Genomic DNA, 20,434 nt, shown 5'->3' on the forward strand with positions numbered 1-20,434 from the left:
GCGGATTATCGGCGAGAACAGGACTATCTTCGGTGACATGTCCGAGGTCGTCGGCGCCATTCCTCAGGTATCCCGTCCGGTGCGGTACCGGGCCGGAGTGCCGGTGCACGGATACCGGACCGATCCGGCCACCCCGCCGGTATCGGTGTGGCGGTTCGCCGCGCACCACCTGCCCCGCGATATCGGTCCGCATATCCACGACTTCCCGGCGCTGTTGTATCTCCACCGATCCGGCGAGGTCTGCGTGGTGGGCACCGGCCAAGTCGTCGACGGCGCCACGGTCGCCGCCGTGGACGAGGCGTTCGTGGTGTTCTTCGACCCCGCGGCGTTGGGCGATGACGGACGAGCACCCTGGCCCGCATGGCGCACACACCCGCTGCTGTTCCCATTCGTCCACGGAACCGCCGGCGGAATGCTGCGGCTGCGGGTGCCCGTGGATCGTCGCGGACTGTGGCAGGACACGATCACGGCGATCGATCAGGAGATGACGCAACGCCAGGTCGGCTATCGGCAGGCGGCGCAGGCCCATCTGACGGTTCTGCTGATCGATATCGCCCGCATGGCCGTCGACGTTGTCGCAGACCTGCGACGCAGCGACGAGCCCCTGCTGGCCGCGGTGTTCGACATCATCGAACGACGCTACGGCCGGCCCCTGTCGCTGCGCGACGTCGCCCGCGCGGTCAGCATGACGCCAGGACACTTGACCACCCTGGTGCGCCGTCGAACCGGGCGCACCGTCCAGGACTGGATTATCGAACGCCGCATGGCCGGGGCTCGCGCCCTTCTCGCCGATACCGACCTGCCCATCGCCGAGATCGCTCGTCGCGTCGGCATGCCCGACCCCGGCTATTTCACGCGACTGTTCGGGCGAACCCACGGCATGGCGCCACGAGAGTGGCGCAGCCGACTTCAGCGGCCTGCGCGGGCCAGCAGGTAGGAGCGCAGGACGAGGCGGAGTTCATCGACCAGAGCGGGGCGGTCGGATTCGGGTGCGTCGACGATCATCGGCATCATGCCGCGCAGCGTCTGGATGGCGACCGCGGTGGTGCGGGAGCGGTCCACGGGGGCGAGTTCGGGGAAGATCGCGCCGATGAGGCCTTCCACCTGACGATGGATGGCCTGGTGCGCGGGGGTGACGGCCACGCGCAGGGCGGCGGGCATATCGGTGCGCGCGAACAGCGCTTTGAAGCCCGGGTTCGCCAGGTTGAATTCGACCAGGGGGCCGAGGATCCGGTTCAGCAGCACGTCCAGATCGGCCGGGTCGTCCCCGGCCTCGAACGTGCCGCGGAAAGCCACGAGTCGCTCACGGTAGAGCTCGGCCAGGGCGGCGGCCATTTCCTCCTTGTTGCGGAAGTACTGGTACAGCGAGCCCGGTGAGATGCCCGCGGCGGCGGCGATCGCGTTGGTGGTCGCGTTCTCGTAGCCGCGTTCGGCGAAGACCTCCGCTGCCGCGAGCAGGATCTGTTCGATGCGGCGGCGGCCTCGCTCCTGGCGGCGCACCTCGGCCATGCGACTCCTCTTGAAAATGCGAGTATTCACTCGTATTCTTGGCTCAACTTACGAGCATTCGCTCGTATACGTCGAAAGATTATCAGAGGGGCGACCCATGATCGGACGGTCGGTCACCAACCATCCCCGCGCACTGATCGCCGTCGCGCTGGCGGTATTCCTGCTGTTCGCGGGGGTCGCCAGCGGTGCGATGAACGCGCTGTCGCTGAACAGGTTCGCAGATCCGAACGCCGAATCAGCCGCCGCCGCCGCGGAACTGGCCGAGCTGTTCGGCACCGGAACGGCCAACGTCGCGATCCTGGTCACCGCCACGGGCGGCGATGTGCGCGATGCCGATGTGGTCGCGGTCGGCAGGCAGCTCACCGACGACCTGGCCCGGTACCCGGGCGTGGGCGATGTGTCGTCGTTCTGGCAGGCAGACGCCCCGGACACCCTGGCCGGCACGGACTTCCGGCACGCGCTGGTGCTGGCGTGGGTGCCCGGCGACGCCGACCAGGTGCGCGCACAGATTCTGCCCGGCATCGAGGAACAGATCGTCGATGCCGTCACCGATCCCGCGGTGACACTCACGCTGGGCGGCGCCGACGGGGTCTTTCGCGATGTCGCCGCGCAGGCGTCGGCGGATTTCCTGCGCGCCGAACTGATCGTGCTGCCCCTGGTCTTCGCGCTGCTGGCGTTGGTGCTGCGGCGCATCGCGCTGGCGCTGATCACCGTCGGCATCGGGCTGTTCTGCGTGGTCGGCACCCTGGCCGCGCTGCGGATGGTGACCGGTTTCGCCGAGGTGTCGACATTCGCCGCGAATATCGCGCTGGTCATGGGCATCGGTCTCGGCGTCGATTACGGGCTGTTCGTGATCTATCGGTTCCGGGAGGAACTCACCGCCGGTCACGACGTACCCGCCGCGGTGCGCCGGACGGTGGCGAGCGCGGGACGCGCCGTGGCGTTCAGCGCCGCGACCGTGGGCACCAGCCTTGCCGTGCTGTTGGCCTTCCCGTTCCCGTTCCTGTCGTCGTTCGCCTACGCGGGGATCGCGGTCGCGGTGACGGCGGTGATCGGATCGGTGCTGATCCTGCCCGCCGCGCTGATGCTGCTCGGCCGCCGCGCGCTGCCGAAGCGACCGGCGCTCGCTCCCGAACAAGGCTTCTGGTTCCGCACCGCCGACTACGTGATGCGCAAGCCGGTACTGGCCGGCGGTTCGGCGCTGCTGGTTCTGCTGCTGCTCGGCGCGCCCGCGCTCGGCGTGAACTTCGGCCCGCCGGATGATCGGGTGGTCGGCGCCGAACAGCCCGTGCGCGTCATGTACGACACGATTCGCGCCGACTTCGCCACCGAGGAAGCCGATGCGGTGCATGTGGTGGCCCCGCAGGCCGATATCGCCGAGATCGCGGCGTACGCCGAACGGCTGTCGGCGCTGCCCGGTGTGCTGCGGGTGGATTCGGCGGGCGGTGTATTCGGAGCGGGTGCACCCGGCAGGGCGAGTCCTGATCCCGCACGTTTCGTGAGCGGCGACAGTACATGGTTGCGTGTGGTGCCGACCGGTGAGCGGCTGGCCGACGACCCCGGTGGGCTCGTACGCGAAGTGCGCAGCACTGCCGCACCTTTCGATGTCCTGGTGGGCGGCTATCCGGCCGAACTCGTCGACTATCGCGACGGCGTCGTGGCGCGGCTCCCGCTGGTCGCCGCGCTCATCATGCTCGTCACTTTCGCCGTGCTGTTCCTGATGACCGGCAGCGTGCTCGCGCCACTGAAAGCGTCGGTGCTGAACCTGCTGTCGATGACGATCATGTTCGGCGTACTGGTGTGGGGGTTCCAGAACGGTGCGCTGGCCGGTCTGCTCGGCTTCACCCCGACCGGCGTCATCGAGCCGAGTATCCCCATCCTGATGTTCTGCATCGCCTACGGCCTGTCCATGGACTACGAAGTCTTCCTGCTCACCCGAATCAAGGAGGACTACGACCGCACCGGCGACCCGATCGGCTCTGTCCCGCGCGGTATCGCCCGCTCCGCGCCACTGATCACCGCCGCCGCGTTGATCCTGGCCGCTTCGTTCGCCGTGTACGCCACCGGTGGCGTCGCCTTCCTGCAGCAGCTCGGTATCGGCATGGCGCTCACCGTGGCCATCGACGCCACCGTGGTCCGCGGCGTCCTCGCCCCCGCCCTCATGCGACTCGCGGGCGATGCGAACTGGTGGGCACCCGGCCCGCTGCGCCGCTTCCACGACCGCTTCGGCCTGCGTGAATCCGAACAGCCGGAGAAACTCGCTGCCGCCGCACAGGATGCGCTGCCCGCGGCAGTTTCGAGTCCGCTGGGCTGAGGGACGACTGCCGACGGACTCGCGGGGCTCCGGCCCGTTCGTCGTCCGCGAACAGGTCCGATCGCGCGGCCGGCGCGCGATCGGACGGTCCGGCGAATGCCGTCACCGTGACGCCGACATCGACGACGATCATTCGTCAGCTACCCGTCAGGTGCGGAAAGCTGTCCCCGGGTTGCCCGCCGATGGGCGCACAGGCAGCGACGACACCGTTATCCACTCGGGAACCGATCCCGCCGAGCCGACCCGGGATGGCTACTCGTCATCGGGCACCGCGGCCGTGTCGCGTACCTCGATGCCTGTTGTTGGTGGGGTGTGGTCACCGTAGCGCTGCGGATTGATGGTCTTGGCGATGCGGATGTAGAAGGGGCGCACCGGAGGACAGTGTCCGGCCTGGGGTTTTCGACTACGAACCACCGGTCACCCTGGATCGGGGGACGTCGCAGCCCAGGTTGCGGCGGTGGTATCGAACTCCGTCCGGTTTGACTATCGTGTCCGGGTGTCTTTGACCGATGCCGATATCGCCGCCGCACTGGCCCCTGCGGGGCTTCTGTTCATTGAGCGTGAAGAGGATGACGTCAGGCTGCCGCTGAAGCCCGACAGGTCGCCGGCGAGCTCCGGTCCGGAGGACGGACGGTTCGACGCAAGGCCCGATGAGGTCGTCGATGTCGACCATCCCGACCTCGTCGCCAAGATCAACGCAGGCTGGCTTCGGATGGCCGTCGAGTTCGGACTCTTCGACGAACGACGCGAGTTCCTGATCAGCGTCGATTACTCGGAGGACCCTGTCTCCGCTCCGGAACGGGAGTGGGTCCGGGTCCGGCTCCTGGAGGAGTGGGATATCGCCGGCGGCGAAGCCGAACACCGCGGGGTGCGCTTCACCTCGCGATTCGCGCCTGAGTTCTGGGTGTTGTCTCTTGATAGGCGCGTGCTGATGAGCACCACCCTCTGGGGTAATGGGACGGTCAGCACGATTGTCATCTGCCCTGAGTGAAGCCCTTTCGAACCTCGTCCCGTCCTGGCGTCGGACCTCTACTGGGGGCGGCAAATAGACGCGACATGTCGCATGCGGCGAGACAAGGCTCTGAATCAATGACATCCACACGATCGCCCCGAAACACGTTGGCGCGGTCGGCTATTAACCATGAACTCGAATACCGCGGAGCCGGTTTCAGATCGAGCGGAGCAGGCGCAGCGAGGACGAGGTATTCACCTCGACCCGCGGGGGCATCCTGCGGGTACGGAATATGCGTCGAGACTGGTGGGACATCACGGCCGCCGAAGCTGGGCTGGAGGGCTCGACCCCACACGAGATGCGTCATACGGCTGCGTCGCTCGCGGTCTCGCAGGGCGCGTCGGTACTGGCTGTCCAGCGGATGCTCGGCCACGACAAGCCAGCTCGACGTTGGATGTCTACTCGGATCTGTTCGACGACGACCTCGACGAGGTTGCAACGCGGCTGGACTCCGCACGCGCCGGTTTTGCCACTGCGTATTCTCTGCGTATCGAGGGCGATTCAGAGTGAACAGCAACTCGGAAACAGGGCATCTGACCTGCGTGTTCTCTGTGCCCTCGGCAGGAACGCAAAACATGAACAACCGGAAAGCGGCTGGTCATCGTAGGTGTGCACCCGGTTTGACGATAATGGTCAGCCTGTCCCTGCCGGTCGACCGTTCCAAGTTCGAATCCCAGCTGCCACTACTGCGCTATCAGGCGCCGGACGGCCTCGACGGCCGCCCGGCGCCCCGCGTCCGGCCTTCCGTGGCGCGGGATCGCGGCGACATTGGACGGCCCCCACGCTGTGGCGATCGCGATGACCAGCGTCAGCAGATCGGAAACCGAGAATGTCTTTCCGACCGAACCGCTGCGCTGCGCCGCCCGCAGGGCCTTGGTCTTGGCGTCGTAGGTCGATCCCGTGTTCACGATGGTGTTGTCCGGGTTCGAGCCGCGTTCGAGCCGATGCCATGTCGCCAGCCGGAGCACATCGGGATGCGTGCGGCAGTAATCGTAGAGCGCGCCGGCATAACCCGGTAGATCGTCCGCTGTGAAGGGGACCGCTTCCAGGCCGTGCGCCACATACTCATCGAAGACTGCGTCGAAGAGCCGGTCCTTGCTGCCGAAATAGACGTAGATCAGATTCTTGTTGGCTGCTGCCGTCGCGGCAATACGATCGACCCGTGCTCCGGCGATGCCGTATCTGCCGAACTCGGCCGTGGCGGCCTGCAGTATCCGAGCCTTCGTGGCATCTGCGCGCGACATGGCCACAGGATACTAACCGCTGATCACGCAATTACCCGACTGGCCAGGAGATGAACTTCTCCTCGAGGAATTCGGCGATCCCATACGAGCCGCCTTCCCTGCCGAGCCCGCTCTGTTTGTAGCCGCCGAATGGAGCGTCGGGGTTGACGCCGAAGGAAGAGTTGATGTTCACGTTGCCGCTGCGGATCCGCCTCGCGACGGCGAAGGCGCGACCGAAATCCGAGGTGAACACTCCGGAGTTGAGGCCGAAGTCGCTGTCGTTGGCGAACCGCACCGCCTCGTCCTCCCCGTGGAACGGGATAATCGCACCGACCGGGCCGAAGAACTCCTTCCGTGCCACGCTCATCGTGTTCTGCACGTCCACGAACAGGGTCGGCTCGAGGAAGAATCCCTCATCGAGCCCGGTCGGGCGCCCGCCGCCCCATGCCACGGTCGCGCCTTCTGCCTCGCCCTGTCGGATCATGTGCTCGACACGCAGTCGCTCCTTGTCCCGGATCAGAGGCCCCAGCATCGAACTCGGGTCGGCTGGACTCCCGATGACGACCGACGGCAGGAGTGCCAGCACCTTGTCGACCAATTCATCGTGTACCGCGTCCTCGACGAGGGTGCGGGTGAGCAGTAGGCAGCCCTGTCCGCAGTTGCCGATCATGTTGCCAATTACTTCGACGGCAGCCCGATCGAGGTCGGCATCGGCGAACACGATATTGGCCGACTTTCCGCCGAGCTCGAGGACGGTCTTCTTGAGTGTGCCGGATGCCTGCGCCATCACCTTGCGGCCCACGGCATCGGAGCCGGTGAAGCTGATGATATCGACCGCGGGATGTGTGGTCAGCTCGATGGCGACATCGTCTCCTCCGGTGACGATGTTGACGACTCCCGGCGGAAATCCGGCTTCGTCGATCATCTCGCCCAGCAGCAGTACCTGTAGCGGCGTATACGGCGACGGCTTGACGACCGTGGTGCACCCGGCCGCCAGCGCCCAGGCCAGCTTGTGCACGGCGAGCGCGAACGGGGCGTTGAATGGAACGATCAGGGATGCCACGCCGATCGGCTCACGGGCGACTACGCCCTGCGTGGCCTGGGTGGTGCCGGTCATCGCCGTCCCGAAGTGCGGATTCAGCGGATGCTGAAAGGCGAAGCCCGGCAGGATCCGCTCGGCCACATCGCGCAGGGTGTCGATCGAGGTCTGTACGTGTACCCGGTCGGCGAAGGCAATCGGAAAGCCCCCCTCCCGCACTATCAGGTCGACCAACCGCTCGCGCCTGACCTCGATCGCCGCCGCCAGCCGCAGCAGGTTCGCCGCTCGCGCGCGTGGAGTAGTCCGGCCCCATGGCCCTTCATCGAATGCCAGGCGTGCTGCCAGCACTGCCGATTCGGCGTCGAGTCGCGATCCCGAGGGCGCCGTTGCGAACGTTTTTCCGGTCGCGGGGTCGAGGACCTGAAGCATTGCTTCGTTCGTGGTTCCCGCGTTGTTCATCGCGGTGGCCGCGCCGTGGCGCCCGCCGTTGCCGTGGCTGTCCACCCAGCGACCGTTGATGAACAACTTATCTATCGAGTAGGGCATCAACGCCACTTCCTAACTAACTAGATGGTTACTTTCCTCGACCGTAGTCAGTAACTATCTGGTTAGTCAATCGGGTGGGTAGGCCTGTCGGCGTGGACTTGTGCTGGTCGGTGCAACCGAACATGCCCGCCGGCCGGAGATTCCGGAGTTCCCGCTGTCGGCCTGCGGGCCCTATCCGGTCGGCCGGGTGTGTACACCCGCCGCTCCCGCCGTCGACGGCGGTTCCTGGACTCGTCGTGCTGCCAACGAAATGCTCGACATCATCGACTGCTCGACCACCCTCCCGTTTGCGTGACCGGCAGCAGTTCGATCGCTTGGGCGGTCCGGCCCGACGCATAGAAGCAGGCGAGGCTGTTACGGGCGTTCAGGGTGGTCGTCGCACGTGCCGTGTGCTACTGCGTACTAACTGCGTACCGAGGGCGATCCGGAGTCACCACACGGAAATGAGGTCTCTGAACTGCACATTCTTTGTGCCCTCGGCAGGACACGCAAAACATGGGCAACCAGAAAACACCTGGTCATCGTGGGATTATGCCGGATCTGAGCAGCGCGGGTGATAAGTTTCGCTCGCCCTAAAGTTATGGTGCGGGTACCATAACCTTATGGGTCTGAAGAAGACGACGGTCATGGTCGACGAGGCCGACCTCGAGCTGGTGAAGATGGCCGCGGCACGTGAAGGGCGGCCGGAGTCCGAGTATTTTCGTGAAGCTTTTCATCTGGCCGCGTTACGCACACGCCGATGGGATGAGGAGTGGGATATCCCCGTACTCGACTACGGGCATGCGGTGTCGGCCGACGAAATCGATAGCACTGTGCGAGAAGCGATCACCAACACCGAAGCCGATGCTGGATGATCGTGATCGGCGACACCTCAGGTCTGGTCGCCGCTTTCAACTCCGCGGATCCTGAGCACGTCTGCGCGCGCGCAGCGCTGCAGCAGGCAGCGCTGACCATCGTCTCTCCGCTTGTGTTGCTCGAAGTCGAACATATCACCACCCGAAATCTCGATCGTCGAGCCGCCTATGCGGTGAATGATTGGTTGTTGGCGCAAGAGCGCACCGGACGCATCGAAGTACCCACGGTATCGGCGGACTTGTTGCGGGTCGCGCGCAGGGTACAGAACAGATACCTGGCCTTGCGCCTGGATCTCACAGACGCCACCAATGTTTCATTGGCGGAAAGATACGAAACTGTGGAGGTGTTGACGCTCGACCGACGTGATTTCCGTGCAGTTACCCCGCTCACTGGCCATGCCGCGTTCCGCCTGTTGCCCGATGATCTCTAGTGCCGTGCCGTGCCGTGCCGTGCCGTGCAACGTTCGGTAGGTAATTAGCTGAGGCACGCCGAAACGCGCGGTAATGCCGATTTTCGAGTGTGGTCCCGCGTCTGCTCGGCGAACGTGGTGCCACCTAGCGGTTTTACGGCCACGCTGGTGACAGCGTTCCGGTGCGTTCGAGGGTCCGCACCACTGGTGCCGTTTCCAGATGTCTGGCGGCGTTCAGCGGCCCGATTCGGTCACTCGAGTACCGGTACAGGTCGTGAGGGTCTCGGCAGACGACCCCGGCGAGCATATTGGTCGGACCGGTGGTGACGGCGGCGAACTGGATCTCGGGGTGCTCGGCCAGTGTCTGCCCGACCGCAGTCAGCGCGGAGTTCCGCACTGACAGCCACAGCCGAGCTGCGGCGTGATAGCCCAACGCCTCGGGCACTACATAGACCTGAAACCCGAGCACGCCTGTGTGCCGAAGATGTTCCACCCGCCGGCGCACGGTCGATTCCGACCAGCCGCACAGCTCCGGCCGCCCGCAGTCGCCGATATCGGCGTGCGACGGTGTTTTCGGAAGTGCCGAGTACCTCGGCGATCCGGCTGAACGGCGCCCGCCCATCGATCTGCAGCGCATGCGCCAGTCCTCGATCGAGGTCATCGAGAGTGACAGTTTCCATCATCTGACCGTATCCGGTGACGGAACCCGCGAATATGGGCTCGGTGGCTGGTGGCCTCCGATTCGGCCGGGTGAGCTGGCACCTCGAACCTCGAGGGCAACGCGCGGCGGCGCGCGGGGTGGACGTGGAATACGTCGTCGCCGACGCCACCAGCCCCACCGGCTTCGAGGGCCGGTTCGACACCGTACTGGACAGCACGCTCTACCACTGCCCGACCGAACGGTGACGCGTGCAATATATACGCGCCCTGCGCCGTGCCACCAAACCCGGCGGACTGCTGAACATGCTGTGTTTCTCCGACGAGACGACCGGCGAGCTGCCCGCCCCTTTCCCCTGCTGGAGAACAATATTCGTTACACGCTGGCCCATAACAGCTGGGCTCTTTCTCGGCTCCGTTGTGAAAGGTGATGTGGAAGTCTGCTTCCGGTTTGTTGATTCGTCGTGGTTGCCGGTCGGAGAGGTATGGCTCGACTGTGAGGTAGGTCCGGCGGTTTGGCTGCGTCGGCCGCCGTGCTCCGTTGGCCGGATCCCGAAGGCGGATGAACCTCGTTGATGTGGTCGATCGCGGGCGTTCGCTACGGCGCGGCGAAATCCGCGCGGTGGTCGTGGATCCACTGTCGATAGGTGCGTGGCTGTTCCGAGGGCAGGATCGTCGAAATGGGGGTCGGTTCGATCGGGTGCAGGATGGCGCGGTGGTAGTACCGCAGCAGTGAGTCGGCGATGTGGGGCGGGGCGTGCTGCTCGGTCAGCAGTCGGTGGCCGATGGCGGGCGAGACTTCTTCGAACCGGACCGGTTGGCCGAGGGCTTCACCGATCAACTCCGCTTGTCCGGCTTGGGTGATCAGCTCCGGTCCGGTGAGCACGGGCGCAGTCCCGGCGAGACTGTCTTTCAGCATCGCGGCGGCCGCTGCGGCGGCAAGGTCTTGCTCGTGGATCGGAGCGATGCGAGCCTTCGCGTGGGCGGCGCGAACGACGCTGTGTGCACGAATCGTGGGTGCCCACCACACGGTGTTGGTGGCGAACATGCCGGAGCGCAGGAATACCCATTCCATGCCGGTCTGTTCGATGCGGCGTTCGAGTTCGCGGTGTGCGATACCGGTGTGATTGTCGGGATGGTCGTCGAGCACCGATGAGGAGGACAGCAGCACGATGCGCCGCACTCCGTGCGCGACCGCTTGAGACAGGAACTGCTCGGCGGTGCCGTGCACCGCGGCGGCGTTGAGGAACACCGTGGCGACCCCGTCGAGCGGAAACCGTCCGTCCAGCGCCGATACGGTATCGATGCCTGGAGGCAGGCCAGCCGCGGCGGGGTTGCGAGTGAGGGCTGTGACGTCGGCGCCTGTGGCGCAGAGCCGCTCGACGAGGGCTCGGCCTACGTTTCCAGTAGCTGCCGTGATCAAAAACATGCGGGTACTCCTTGTCGGTTGGAAAGTAGTTCAGTGGCTTCGCGCCGCGTCGCGGCCGGCGATGCGGCCCCAGGCGAGGGCAGAAGCGATCGTCAGTCCCCCGGCGATGGTGCCGGGCCCGAAGACGGCCGCGGCGGCATTCCCCGCGGCGTAGAGGCCGGGGATCGGATGGCCTGTCCAATCGAGGACGCGGGCTTGCCGGTCGATACGGGCTCCACCCTTGGTGCCGACTGTTCCCGGGTGTACAGGGAGGGCGAAGAACGGGGGCTCGGTCACTGGGCCGAGGTTCGGATGCGCGGCGGCCGGGTCTCCGAAAGCGTGCTCGTAGCGGGAGCGTCCGCGGCCGAAATCCTCGTCGCGACCGGTCGCGGCCATGGTGTTGAATCGGGAGACGGTGGCCGCCAAGGCGTCCGGGTCGATACCGAGACGGGCGGCGAGATCGTGGATGCTGTCCGCTTGGATCAGCCAATCCGGTGCCTGCGAGCCTGCGGGGATGCCTGCGACCGAGTACTTGACCCGGAATTGAGCGTCGCCGATCGCCCAGGCCGGCAGGTTTCTGGGCCGGTGGGTGTTGGGGTCGAGTTCGGCGAAGGCAGCGGCGCAGTTGTGGCTGGACTCGTTGACGAACCGGTGCCCGGCGGCGTTGACCCAGAGCACGTGTGGCAGTGACCGTTCCGGCAGCACCAATTGCGCCTGAGGTGTCGCTTGCGGGTCGGGCCAGACCGTGCCGGGGGCCTGGTAGGCGGGCCAGGACCAGTACTCACCCGGATACGCCATCGCCGCACCGACCCGTCCGGCCAACCGCAGGCCGTCTCCGTGTTGCACCGGCGGGGTTACCGGGTGTGTGAGCGGCCCGGACAGCAATTGCGCACGCAATTCGGCGTCGTGTTCGAATCCCCCGGTGGCCAGAATGACGCCTCGCCGGGCACGCACCGTGCCCGCGGCACCGTCCTGTTCGGCCCGCGCACCCGCGATCCGGCCGTTGTCGGCGCGGAGTAGTTCGACCACCCGGCATCCGCGCACGGAAACGACTCCCATGGCGCGGCAGCCGTGCAGCAGTCCGGCGACCAAGCCTGCTCCCAGGGTCACCACATCGTCCGCGCTGCGTTGCGCGATCAGTTCCAGTGGCGGTTGCCCGCCAGCGAAGAGACTGTGCTCGAACACTTCTTGGTTGGTGAGTACCGGTGCGAAAAGCGACGCCGGCCACACCAGTTCCTCGATGGAGCCCAGATCGCCGAGGGCTACCGGGCGAACCTCGAGATGGCGCGACGAATGGCCGCCCGGCAGCTCGGCGAACGTGTCGGGATATGCCGTGACCACGGAGAACTCGATCGGGGTGCGTTCCTCGAGGAATCGCACGGTCTCCGGTATCGCCTGTACGAATGTCTCGACCAGGTCGTCCTCACGCCCGGGTGCCGCGTTGCGGCAATAGGCCAGGGCATTCTCGGCGGAGTCGGGGCAGCCTGCTTCACGCATTCGATGATTGGCCGGCGCCCAGATCTGCCCACCCGAGACCGCCGTCGAGCCGCCCCACCGCGAGGACGCCTCCAGCATTGCGACCTGGGCCCCACCGTCCGCGGCCGCGAGTGCGGCAGCCAGGCCGGCTGCACCCGAACCGATCACTACAACATCCACGTCTTCCACGAGTCCTCCATATCTATTTGTTAACACGTTAACAAATAGATATGGAGTGTCAAGATCGTTCGATCACACCGTTGAGCAAAACGGTGAGTCCGTAGTCGTAGTTCTCCCAGGGATGCGGCCAGTCGGCGGCCAGCGCCGCGATTGTGGGAGTCAGTTCCGAATCGGCTTCCATGATCATGCGCGCCTGGCCGGGCTGGTTCGGGTCGGACCGGGCTCGATCGGACCCGCTCCGGATGGTGAGGACGCCGACCGTGAACTGCCACACCGCGCGGTATGCGGACGCCGCTTGCTCGCGGTCCAGGCCGCAGGCCAAAAATGCCTGCAAGATCTCCTCGACCACCCATAAGATCGCCCGGCTGGCAAGATCCCTGCCGACCAGGACACCCACCACCCAGGGGCGCGTGGCAAGAGTGTCGTACAGCAGCCGCCACAACACCACCAGTCGCTGCCGCGGGTCTTCGGGCAGATCGGGCCGCCCGAGTTCGCCCGCAACGTCGTCCAGCAGCGCAAGCAGCATCTCGTCCTTGTCGCGTACGTGCCGGTAGATCGCCGTGGGAGAGCTCGACAGCCGATCCGCGACGCGGCGCATGGTCAACGCGTCGATACCTTCGGACTGCACAATCTGTTCTGCGGCCGCGACAACCGCCTCGCGGGACAGTCTGGCCGGCCGACCCCGGCGCCGCATCGACTCAGTCATCAGCACAGTCTGTCACCGCCACGGAACAAACACGGTCATGTCCCCGAGCGCCCGTGCAGGCCGCTGAGCGCGTGATCGGTAACGGTCGAGAGTGCTGTCGGCGATAGGATCGGGACACGCTGAATACTGTTGTGTTGCAAAAAGTTGAGCGTGTCTATGCGCCCTTGATCGAATAGGGTGCCCATAACTGCCTGGGTCGGGCCGGTTGTCGGTGTGGGTGTCGCACTGCCCAGGTGTGTTCCCATCTTCGATGTGCCCTACAGGCACACAGGTGGACTGCATCTGACCCGGGACTTCGTGGGATAGACCATTCGGGGATTATCCGAAAAGCCCGTTGAGCTGCGGAAACACTTCGCGGGTTTGTGCCCTCGGCAGGATTCGAACCTGCGACACCCGCTTTAGGAGAGCGGTGCTCTATCCCCTGAGCTACGAGGGCCGGGTCGTGACCGGTGCGCTGGAGTCTACCGGGTCACCCGCCGCGGGGCCGCATCGTGGGGAGCGGCCCCGGCGGGGTGTCAGGCCGCGCGGGATTCTTCGTAGTCGGCGGGGTCGAAGCGGCGGGTTTTCCAGCGGTAGAGGACCGTGGCGCCCGGCCAGTTGTTGGTGATGCGGCCCGAGGCGTTGCGGTACCAGCTGGAGCAGAAGTTCCAAGGGGTGTCCTTCAGGCGTTTCTGGAGCCAGTTGTCCCAGCGTTGTTCGGTGTCGGGGCGGGCGGACAGGCCGCGGCCGGGGTTCTGGCGGAGGTATTCGATTCCCTGGCGGATGTAGCGGGCCTGGGCTTCGAGCATGTAGACGATGGAGCCGGAGCCGACGTTGGTGTTGGGGCCGTACATCATGAACAGGTTGGGGAACTGGGGGACCGAGACGCCGAGGTAGGCGCGGGCGCCTTCGGCGGCCCAGGTGTCGGCGAGTTTGCGGCCGCCGGCGCCGTAGATGTTCATGGGGGCGAGGAATTCGGTGCCCTTGAAGCCGGTGCCGTAGATGATGACGTCGACTTCGTGGTCGATTCCGTCGGCGGTGCGCACGCCGGTGGGGGTGATCTCGGTGATGGGGTTGGTCTCCACCGTGACGTTGGGCCGGGTGAGGGCGGGGAAGTAGTCGTTGGAGAAGAGGGCGCGTTTGCAGCCGGGTGCGTAGTCGGGGGTGAGCTTCTCGCGCAGGATCGGGTCGGGGACCTGGCGGGCGCGGTGACCGTCGGCGACCTTCACCACGGGTTTCTGGATGCCCTGGATATCGGTGAGGGCCAGCGCCATCACTTCGAAGAACATCCACCAGCCGAAGCGTTCGGCCCAGCGGGCCGGGGGCACGTATTTGAAGACGGCGTGGTGGCGGGGCTCGTAGGCGGCGTCGGCTTTGGGCAGCACCCAGGCGGCGGAGCGCTGGAACAGGGTGAGGTGTTCGGTGCGCGGCTGGATGCGGGGGATGTATTGAATGGCGCTGGCGCCGGTGCCGATACAGGCGACGCGTTTGCCGGTGAGGTCGACGGAGTGGTCCCATTCGGCGGAGTGGAACGCGGGTCCGGTGAAGGTGTCGATACCGGGAATGTTGGGCAGGGCCGGGCGGGAGAGCTGGCCGACGGCGGAGATCAGGACGTCGGCGGTGAGCTGATCGCCGGCGGTGGTGCGGATCTGCCACTTGGCGGTGGTCTCGTCGTATTCGGCGTCGCTGATCTCGGTGCCGAAGCGGATCTTGCGTTCGAGATCGTATTTGCCGACCACGCGTCGCATGTAGTCGTGGATATCGGCCTGTTCGGAGAAGCGCCGGGGCCAATCGGAGCGCGGTTCGAAGGACCAGGAGTAGAGGGGGGACGGCACATCGCAGGCCGCGCCGGGGTAGGTGTTCTCGCGCCATACGCCGCCGAAGTCCTGGGCGCGTTCCACGATGAGGAAATCGTCGGTGCCGGAGCGTAGGAGCTCGAGTCCCATACCGAGCCCACCGAACCCGGCCCCGATGATGATGATCGACGGCGATGTCATGGTCCAAGGGTAGGGGCGGGCGACGGTGCGTTCGAAGAGAACGACGGACATCGAATCAACATTTTCGGCCACGATTCGGGGGCCGAAAAGGCCGTGCGCGTGCATCTGTAAGCGACTCGGCGTTATTTCTGATCACTTGTTCACGATCGGAATAACGGGTGGTCGCGGGGCTCCGGAGCTGAGGTATTCATCCCATCAATGGGGCACGGAGTGGGGACGTGTCTCGTTTCGATGTCATTTCGTTATCTGACTTGGCATCGGGCCGGATTCCCGGCTATCACAGTCATGTGCTCGGCGGCGATGGCGCAGTGCCGGTGGCCCGCAGGGGGCGTCGCGGGCATTGCGTCTCATCCCGCTGTCCGGCGCCGGCCGCCGCGCCGCCTTCCTTCCCGTGCTGACCAGCGGTGGCGGTGGAGTTCCCCGTTTCCCGCGACCTTCCCCACGCTCGGCTACTCCACGGTAGTGTGCGGCGGTGTGATGTGAGTCATGTTCGTTCCTGTGTCTCACAGAGTGCGACGGGCTCACGGCACGCCGTCCCGCCACCCAGATGAGTTAGGGGTATTTCCGATGCTGAGCACCATGATGGACGACCAGCTGTCGTTGGCCACGCTGTTGCGCTACGCGTCCACCTTCGTCGGCGATTCCACGGTGTCCACCTGGACCGGTGACGGAGTCCGCACCATGACCTTCCGCGAGGTGGGCGCCGATTCGGCGCGGCTGGCCAACGCGCTGACCGAACTCGGGATCGAGCAGGGCGACCGGGTCGGCACCTTCATGTGGAACAACAACGAGCATTTCCTGGCCTATATCGCGATCCCGGCCATGGGCGCGGTGCTGCACGCGCTGAACATCCGGTTGTCGGCCGAGCAGCTGATCTTCGTGGCCAACCACGCCGAAGACCAGGTGGTGCTCGTGGACGGCAGCCTGGTGCCGATGTTCGCCCAGTACCTGCCGCATCTGAAAACGGTCCGGCACGTGATCGTGGTGAACGGAGACGCGGCGGCACTGACCGCACCCGAGGGTGTCGCCGTGCACGATTACGCCGAGCTCTTGGCGAAATACCCTGCCGAATTCGACTTTCCGGTGCTGGACGAGCGCACGGCGTCGTCGATGTGCTACACGTCCGGCACCACCGGAGATCCGAAGGGCGTCGTCTACTCCCATCGGTCGAACTGGCTGCACGCCATGCAGGCCACCACGCCCTCGTCGATGGGGACACGCAACGACGACACCATGCTCGCCATCGTGCCGCTGTTCCACGCGAACGCCTGGGGGCTGCCCTACACAGCGCTGCTGACCGGCGCGAATCTGCTGATGCCGGACCGGTTCCTGCAGCCGGCGCCGCTGCTGGAGATGATGGCGAAGGTGAAACCCACGTTCGCCGCGGCGGTGCCGACGATCTGGGGCGGGGTGCTGGCCGCGCTGAACGCGAACCCGCAGGACATCAGCCATCTGCGTTCGGTGGTGGTGGGCGGTGCGGCCGCGCCGCCGGCGATGATGAAGGCGTTCGAGCAGAAGCACGGGGTGCCGGTGGTCCACGCCTGGGGAATGACCGAGACCTCACCGCTGGGCAGTGTGGCGCAGCCGCCGCAGGGCGTGACCGAGGAGGAGGCCTGGGCCTACCGGGTCACCCAGGGGCGGTTCCCGGCCGGGGTCAGCGCCCGGCTGGTCGGCGACGACGGAAAAGTGCTGCCCAACGACGGCAGTTCCCTGGGCGAGGTCGAGGTGCGCGGTCCGTGGATCACCGGGTCCTATTACTCGCCCGACGGGGTGGAGGTCGACCCGAGCAAGTTCGACGACGGCTGGTTGCGCACCGGTGATGTAGGCAAGATCAGCCCGGACGGCTATCTGACGCTGGTCGACCGGTCCAAGGATGTGATCAAGTCCGGCGGTGAGTGGATCTCCTCGGTCGACCTGGAGAACGCGGTGATGGGGCATCCCGCCGTGGCGGAGGCGGCGGTGATCGGCATCCCCGACGAGAAGTGGGACGAGCGCCCGCTGGTGGCGATCGTGCCGGCCGAGGGCGCGACGGTGGAACCGGCGGAACTGCGCGAATTCCTGGCGGATCGGTTCGCCAAATGGCAACTGCCGGAGTACTGGACGTTCATCACCGAGGTGCCCAAGACCAGTGTCGGCAAGTTCGACAAGAAACGACTGCGGGCGCAGCATGCGGACGGCGAGCTGACCGTCACGACCGTTCGCTGACGCTTCCGCCTGATCGTGGGGTTCCCGCCGCCCGGATGAGCGGTCCCCGGCGCGAATTCGCGCCGGGGACCTGTCGGGCTCAGCAGTTCCGCAGTTCCGGGCTCTGGTTGAGCAACTGGTTGCGGGGACTGATGAACCGGCTGTACGTTTCGCCGCCGACCGCGGCGAGCGGGAACGCCGCGACCCGGTGGCAGTTCTGGAAGGCCAGCTTCACGCCGAAATGCCGTTCCAGGCCGCCACGGATGGCGTCGGAGGCGAGGGCGCGCAGCAGTTGGCCGCGTGCTGTCTCGTCGGGCGGGGGGACTTCGTTGTCGGCGAATTCCGCGGTGCCGGACTCCAATTCGCCGGCGACGCGACTCACGACCTCCCAGGCGTAGGGCAGGGAGTTGCGGACGCATTCGACGAATTCGGCGTCGGTGACATCACCGCGTTCAGCGCGTTCCAGTAAGGCGGTGGGGACATCTAGGGACACGGCGACCTCCTGAGGTCAACTCGTCTTCGGCTGATGATGCGGAAACCCGCGGCAGATCTGCCGGGCCGAGTCTAATCGAAATTGGTTGTCAATAGCGGTGGATTGGCTGTGAAAGTCGTTAGAAGGCGCAGCTTTTCAGAAATAGCGAAGCCATTGCCCCGGCTCGATCATTCGGGGCCGGCACGCCGCGGCCACCTCGGTTCACGGGCGGAGTCGCGGGTGACGGCGCGCGAGGGACTGCGGTTGCTGCCGAGCTTTCGATGCCTCGCGGCGTGGGAATCGGGGTCCGGAAATGTTACGAAAGGGGCACTGGATCTCGCGAGGTCGGCGGGTCGATAAATCGATCTGACCTGCACGTTCACCGAAAAGGTTGCGATATGGTCACGGGCCGGTAGAGTTACCGTCACAACGGATGCCGAAACGTTACGTTTACCCGGCTGAAGCAGCCTGGATCCGTATACGGCGTTCGTGACCATCATGATCGGATAGCGAGGACGGACTTTGGCGCACCATCGACTAGGCCCCAGTTCCATCACCGTTATGAGCCTTGTCGGCGAGGATGTCCGCGTCAGCCCGCGCCGTCACCGTGCCGACGTCACCACCGGCGAGAAGGTCCGCGCCGCCGCCGGCGCCGCGGTCGCGGCCGGCGCGCTGATCGGCACCGCCTCCCAGGTCGCTCCGGCAATCGCCTACGCCTCGCCGCTGCTCCCCGGTGGCGGCCACGACGACGCGATCGAGGCCGAACCGGCCACGCCCGCACCGGAAGCGGTCGTATCCGAGGCCGAGCACATGGCGCAGGCCGCCCCGGTCGCCGCGCCCCGGCCCGCGCCCGTCCAGGCCGCCCCGATCGCCGCTCCGGTGGCCGCGCCGTTCGGGCTGAGCAATCTGCCGCCCGAGGTCGCCGTCCCGCTCACCCAGGCCGAGCAGACCCTCAAACAGCTGCACCAGCAGTTCGCTCCCGCCACGGCGGTTCGCCCGGTGGCCGGAGTCATCAGCTCCACCTACGGCAGCCGGTGGGGCACCATGCACAACGGCATCGACTTCGCCGATTCCCTCGGCGCCCCGATCCAGTCGGTCGCCAGCGGCACCGTGGTCGAGGCCGGCCCCGCCTCCGGGTTCGGAATGTGGGTCCGGGTGCTGCACGACGACGGCACCACCGGTGTCTACGGGCATGTGAACGATATCTATGTCACCCAGGGGCAGCGGGTGAACGCCGGTGACGTGATCGCCACCGTCGGCAACCGCGGCAACTCCACCGGCCCGCATCTGCATCTGGAGATCTGGGATCAAGGTGGCAACAAGATCGATCCGATGACCTGGATGGTGTCCAAGGGGGTGCCACTGGAGTGGGGTCCCTCGCACTGAGTACGACAGAATCGCTCCGTCCGATCCTTGCCACTCCCATGGAGTTGCAGGGAGAACTGCGAACGCCCGGCGTGACCGAACTGGCCGATATATTCGAACCCGACTCGACCCACGGCCGCGTCTACGCGGCCCTGGTGCATCGACCGAGGTCCAGCCCTGCCGATATCGCTCGGCATACGGGGCTGCCCGAAACCGTCGTCGACGCCGCACTCGACGATCTCTGCGGCCTGCGTGCCGTGGTCCGGCTCGCCGATGCCGACGGCACCCCGCGCTGGGACGCGCACGCGCCCGAATCGCTGTCCGAGGCCGAGGCGCGGCGGCGTCGCCAGGAGATCAGCACCATGCACGCGGCCGCGGCCCGGCTCAGCGAGACCTTCCGCTCCGTGCGGCGCTCGCAGGGCTGGAACGGTGTGGTGACACCGGTGTTCGAGCGGGCCGAACTGCTCGCCGATTTCGAGGCGCTGCACGCCAACGCCGACTACTCGGTGAAGATGGTCGAACGCAGCCCGCATCTGAGCGACCCCGAACGCGATAACCGCATCGCCGAACTGAAACAGGCCCGGATCGCCGAAGGGGTGCGTTACCGGATCCTCTACCAGGACACGATCTATCAGGACGCGGACCGGTTGCGGCACGCTCTGGCCACCAATGCCAAGGGCGCGCAGGCGCGTACGCTGCCCGATCCGCCGTTCAAACTCATCGTCGCCGACGACCAGCGCGCCAGTCTGGTCCTGCACACCGATGAACGTCGGCCCGACCCGATGGCGCTGCGGATCAACGGGTCACCGCTGCTGGATATGTTGATCCGTAGTTTCGATGTGCTGTGGACGCTGTCCGCACCGATCTCGGTGCAGCCCGAAGCCGACGAACTCGACGAACGCGACCGGGCCATCCTCACCATGATGGGGATGGGCGCGACCGACGATACGATCGCGCGCCGGCTCGGCATGTCCCGCCGCACCGTGGTCCGGCGGACCGCCCGGCTGCTGGAGCGGCTCGGCGCCAGCACCCGCTTCCAAGCCGGTGTGCAGGCGATCCGGCGCGGCTGGTTGTGAGCTGATTCACTCGTCGGGCCGGGGCTG

Annotated in this window: 19 protein-coding genes, 1 tRNA gene and 1 pseudogene; 10 read left to right on the top strand and 11 right to left on the bottom strand. The window is 66.2% G+C overall.

Annotated features, from left to right (window positions below; genetic code table 11):
- Nucleotides 1-58 precede the first annotated feature (58 nt).
- A complete protein-coding gene (locus OG804_RS25795; RefSeq protein ID WP_328398747.1) occupies nucleotides 59-937 on the top strand; it encodes a helix-turn-helix transcriptional regulator in 879 nt (292 codons plus the stop codon).
- On the opposite strand, the gene OG804_RS25800 is transcribed toward OG804_RS25795, so the two are convergent.
- Nucleotides 910-1,509 (bottom strand): TetR/AcrR family transcriptional regulator, encoded by a 600-nt coding sequence (locus tag OG804_RS25800; protein ID WP_328390735.1) that lies wholly within the window; start codon nucleotides 1,507-1,509, stop codon nucleotides 910-912. The two genes, OG804_RS25795 and OG804_RS25800, sit on opposite strands and share 28 nt — an antisense overlap.
- Nucleotides 1,510-1,606: 97 nt before the next feature.
- Between OG804_RS25800 and OG804_RS25805 the strand changes: the two genes are divergently transcribed.
- From OG804_RS25805 to OG804_RS25815, 3 genes are all read left to right on the top strand, one after another.
- Nucleotides 1,607-3,823: an MMPL family transporter gene (locus tag OG804_RS25805; protein ID WP_328390737.1), complete on the top strand. Its 2,217-nt coding sequence runs from the start codon at nucleotides 1,607-1,609 to the stop codon at nucleotides 3,821-3,823.
- Nucleotides 3,824-4,319: 496 nt separating this feature from the next.
- A complete protein-coding gene (locus tag OG804_RS25810) occupies nucleotides 4,320-4,814 on the top strand; it encodes a hypothetical protein (RefSeq protein WP_328390739.1) in 495 nt (164 codons plus the stop codon).
- Nucleotides 4,815-5,067: 253 nt separating this feature from the next.
- The gene (locus OG804_RS25815; protein WP_328390741.1) at nucleotides 5,068-5,442 is read left to right on the top strand and encodes a hypothetical protein; all 375 of its coding nucleotides are present in this window, start codon (nucleotides 5,068-5,070) and stop codon (nucleotides 5,440-5,442) included.
- Between the two features lie 76 nt (nucleotides 5,443-5,518).
- Here OG804_RS25815 and OG804_RS25820 read toward each other — a convergent pair whose 3' ends face one another.
- Both OG804_RS25820 and OG804_RS25825 read right to left on the bottom strand, forming a co-directional pair.
- Nucleotides 5,519-6,079 (bottom strand): TetR/AcrR family transcriptional regulator, encoded by a 561-nt coding sequence (locus OG804_RS25820; protein ID WP_328390743.1) that lies wholly within the window; start codon nucleotides 6,077-6,079, stop codon nucleotides 5,519-5,521.
- Nucleotides 6,080-6,110: 31 nt separating this feature from the next.
- The gene (locus OG804_RS25825; protein ID WP_328390745.1) at nucleotides 6,111-7,643 is read right to left on the bottom strand and encodes an aldehyde dehydrogenase family protein; all 1,533 of its coding nucleotides are present in this window, start codon (nucleotides 7,641-7,643) and stop codon (nucleotides 6,111-6,113) included.
- Between the two features lie 602 nt (nucleotides 7,644-8,245).
- Here OG804_RS25825 and OG804_RS25830 point away from each other — a divergent pair.
- Both OG804_RS25830 and OG804_RS25835 read left to right on the top strand, forming a co-directional pair.
- A complete protein-coding gene (locus OG804_RS25830; protein WP_328390747.1) occupies nucleotides 8,246-8,497 on the top strand; it encodes a CopG family transcriptional regulator in 252 nt (83 codons plus the stop codon).
- A complete protein-coding gene (locus tag OG804_RS25835) occupies nucleotides 8,494-8,928 on the top strand; it encodes a PIN domain-containing protein (protein ID WP_328390749.1) in 435 nt (144 codons plus the stop codon). The genes OG804_RS25830 and OG804_RS25835 overlap by 4 nt, the downstream gene beginning before the upstream one ends.
- Before the next feature lie 133 nt (nucleotides 8,929-9,061).
- Here the strand turns inward: OG804_RS25835 and OG804_RS25840 are convergent, their stop codons facing one another.
- Together OG804_RS25840 and OG804_RS25845 are read right to left on the bottom strand one after the other, a co-directional pair.
- Nucleotides 9,062-9,352: an Lrp/AsnC family transcriptional regulator gene (locus OG804_RS25840; RefSeq protein WP_328390751.1), complete on the bottom strand. Its 291-nt coding sequence runs from the start codon at nucleotides 9,350-9,352 to the stop codon at nucleotides 9,062-9,064.
- A gap of 139 nt (nucleotides 9,353-9,491) precedes the next feature.
- A pseudogene (locus OG804_RS25845) lies at nucleotides 9,492-9,590 on the bottom strand (AsnC family protein); the annotation flags it as partial.
- Between the two features lie 40 nt (nucleotides 9,591-9,630).
- Between OG804_RS25845 and OG804_RS25850 the strand changes: the two are divergent.
- Nucleotides 9,631-9,813, top strand: a complete 183-nt coding sequence (locus OG804_RS25850; RefSeq protein ID WP_328390753.1) for a class I SAM-dependent methyltransferase — start codon at nucleotides 9,631-9,633, stop codon at nucleotides 9,811-9,813.
- 349 nt (nucleotides 9,814-10,162) lie between these two features.
- Here OG804_RS25850 and OG804_RS25855 read toward each other — a convergent pair whose 3' ends face one another.
- The 5 genes from OG804_RS25855 to OG804_RS25875 form a co-directional block, all read right to left on the bottom strand.
- Nucleotides 10,163-10,993 carry an SDR family oxidoreductase gene (locus tag OG804_RS25855; protein WP_328390755.1) on the bottom strand — a complete coding sequence of 277 codons (831 nt, stop codon included), beginning with the start codon at nucleotides 10,991-10,993 and terminating at the stop codon, nucleotides 10,163-10,165.
- Nucleotides 10,994-11,023: 30 nt separating this feature from the next.
- Complete coding sequence (locus OG804_RS25860) at nucleotides 11,024-12,637, bottom strand: FAD-dependent oxidoreductase (RefSeq protein WP_328390757.1); 1,614 nt, start codon at nucleotides 12,635-12,637, stop codon at nucleotides 11,024-11,026.
- A gap of 49 nt (nucleotides 12,638-12,686) precedes the next feature.
- A complete protein-coding gene (locus OG804_RS25865) occupies nucleotides 12,687-13,334 on the bottom strand; it encodes a TetR/AcrR family transcriptional regulator (protein WP_328390759.1) in 648 nt (215 codons plus the stop codon).
- Between the two features lie 363 nt (nucleotides 13,335-13,697).
- Nucleotides 13,698-13,770 (bottom strand) — tRNA-Arg (locus OG804_RS25870).
- Between the two features lie 79 nt (nucleotides 13,771-13,849).
- Complete coding sequence (locus OG804_RS25875) at nucleotides 13,850-15,310, bottom strand: flavin-containing monooxygenase (protein WP_328390761.1); 1,461 nt, start codon at nucleotides 15,308-15,310, stop codon at nucleotides 13,850-13,852.
- Nucleotides 15,311-15,877: 567 nt separating this feature from the next.
- Between OG804_RS25875 and OG804_RS25880 the strand changes: the two genes are divergently transcribed.
- Nucleotides 15,878-17,515 (top strand): long-chain fatty acid--CoA ligase, encoded by a 1,638-nt coding sequence (locus OG804_RS25880; protein WP_328390763.1) that lies wholly within the window; start codon nucleotides 15,878-15,880, stop codon nucleotides 17,513-17,515.
- Between the two features lie 79 nt (nucleotides 17,516-17,594).
- On the opposite strand, the gene OG804_RS25885 is transcribed toward OG804_RS25880, so the two are convergent.
- A complete protein-coding gene (locus OG804_RS25885) occupies nucleotides 17,595-17,987 on the bottom strand; it encodes an SCO5389 family protein (RefSeq protein WP_328390765.1) in 393 nt (130 codons plus the stop codon).
- 540 nt (nucleotides 17,988-18,527) lie between these two features.
- Between OG804_RS25885 and OG804_RS25890 the strand changes: the two genes are divergently transcribed.
- Nucleotides 18,528-19,352: a M23 family metallopeptidase gene (locus tag OG804_RS25890; protein WP_328390767.1), complete on the top strand. Its 825-nt coding sequence runs from the start codon at nucleotides 18,528-18,530 to the stop codon at nucleotides 19,350-19,352.
- A gap of 38 nt (nucleotides 19,353-19,390) precedes the next feature.
- On the top strand, nucleotides 19,391-20,407 hold the full coding sequence (locus OG804_RS25895) for a LuxR C-terminal-related transcriptional regulator (RefSeq protein WP_328390769.1): 1,017 nt from the start codon (nucleotides 19,391-19,393) through the stop codon (nucleotides 20,405-20,407).
- The last annotated feature ends 27 nt before the right edge of the window (nucleotides 20,408-20,434 follow it).

This window comes from Nocardia sp. NBC_00416, from assembly GCF_036032445.1.
Lineage (GTDB): Bacteria > Actinomycetota > Actinomycetes > Mycobacteriales > Mycobacteriaceae > Nocardia.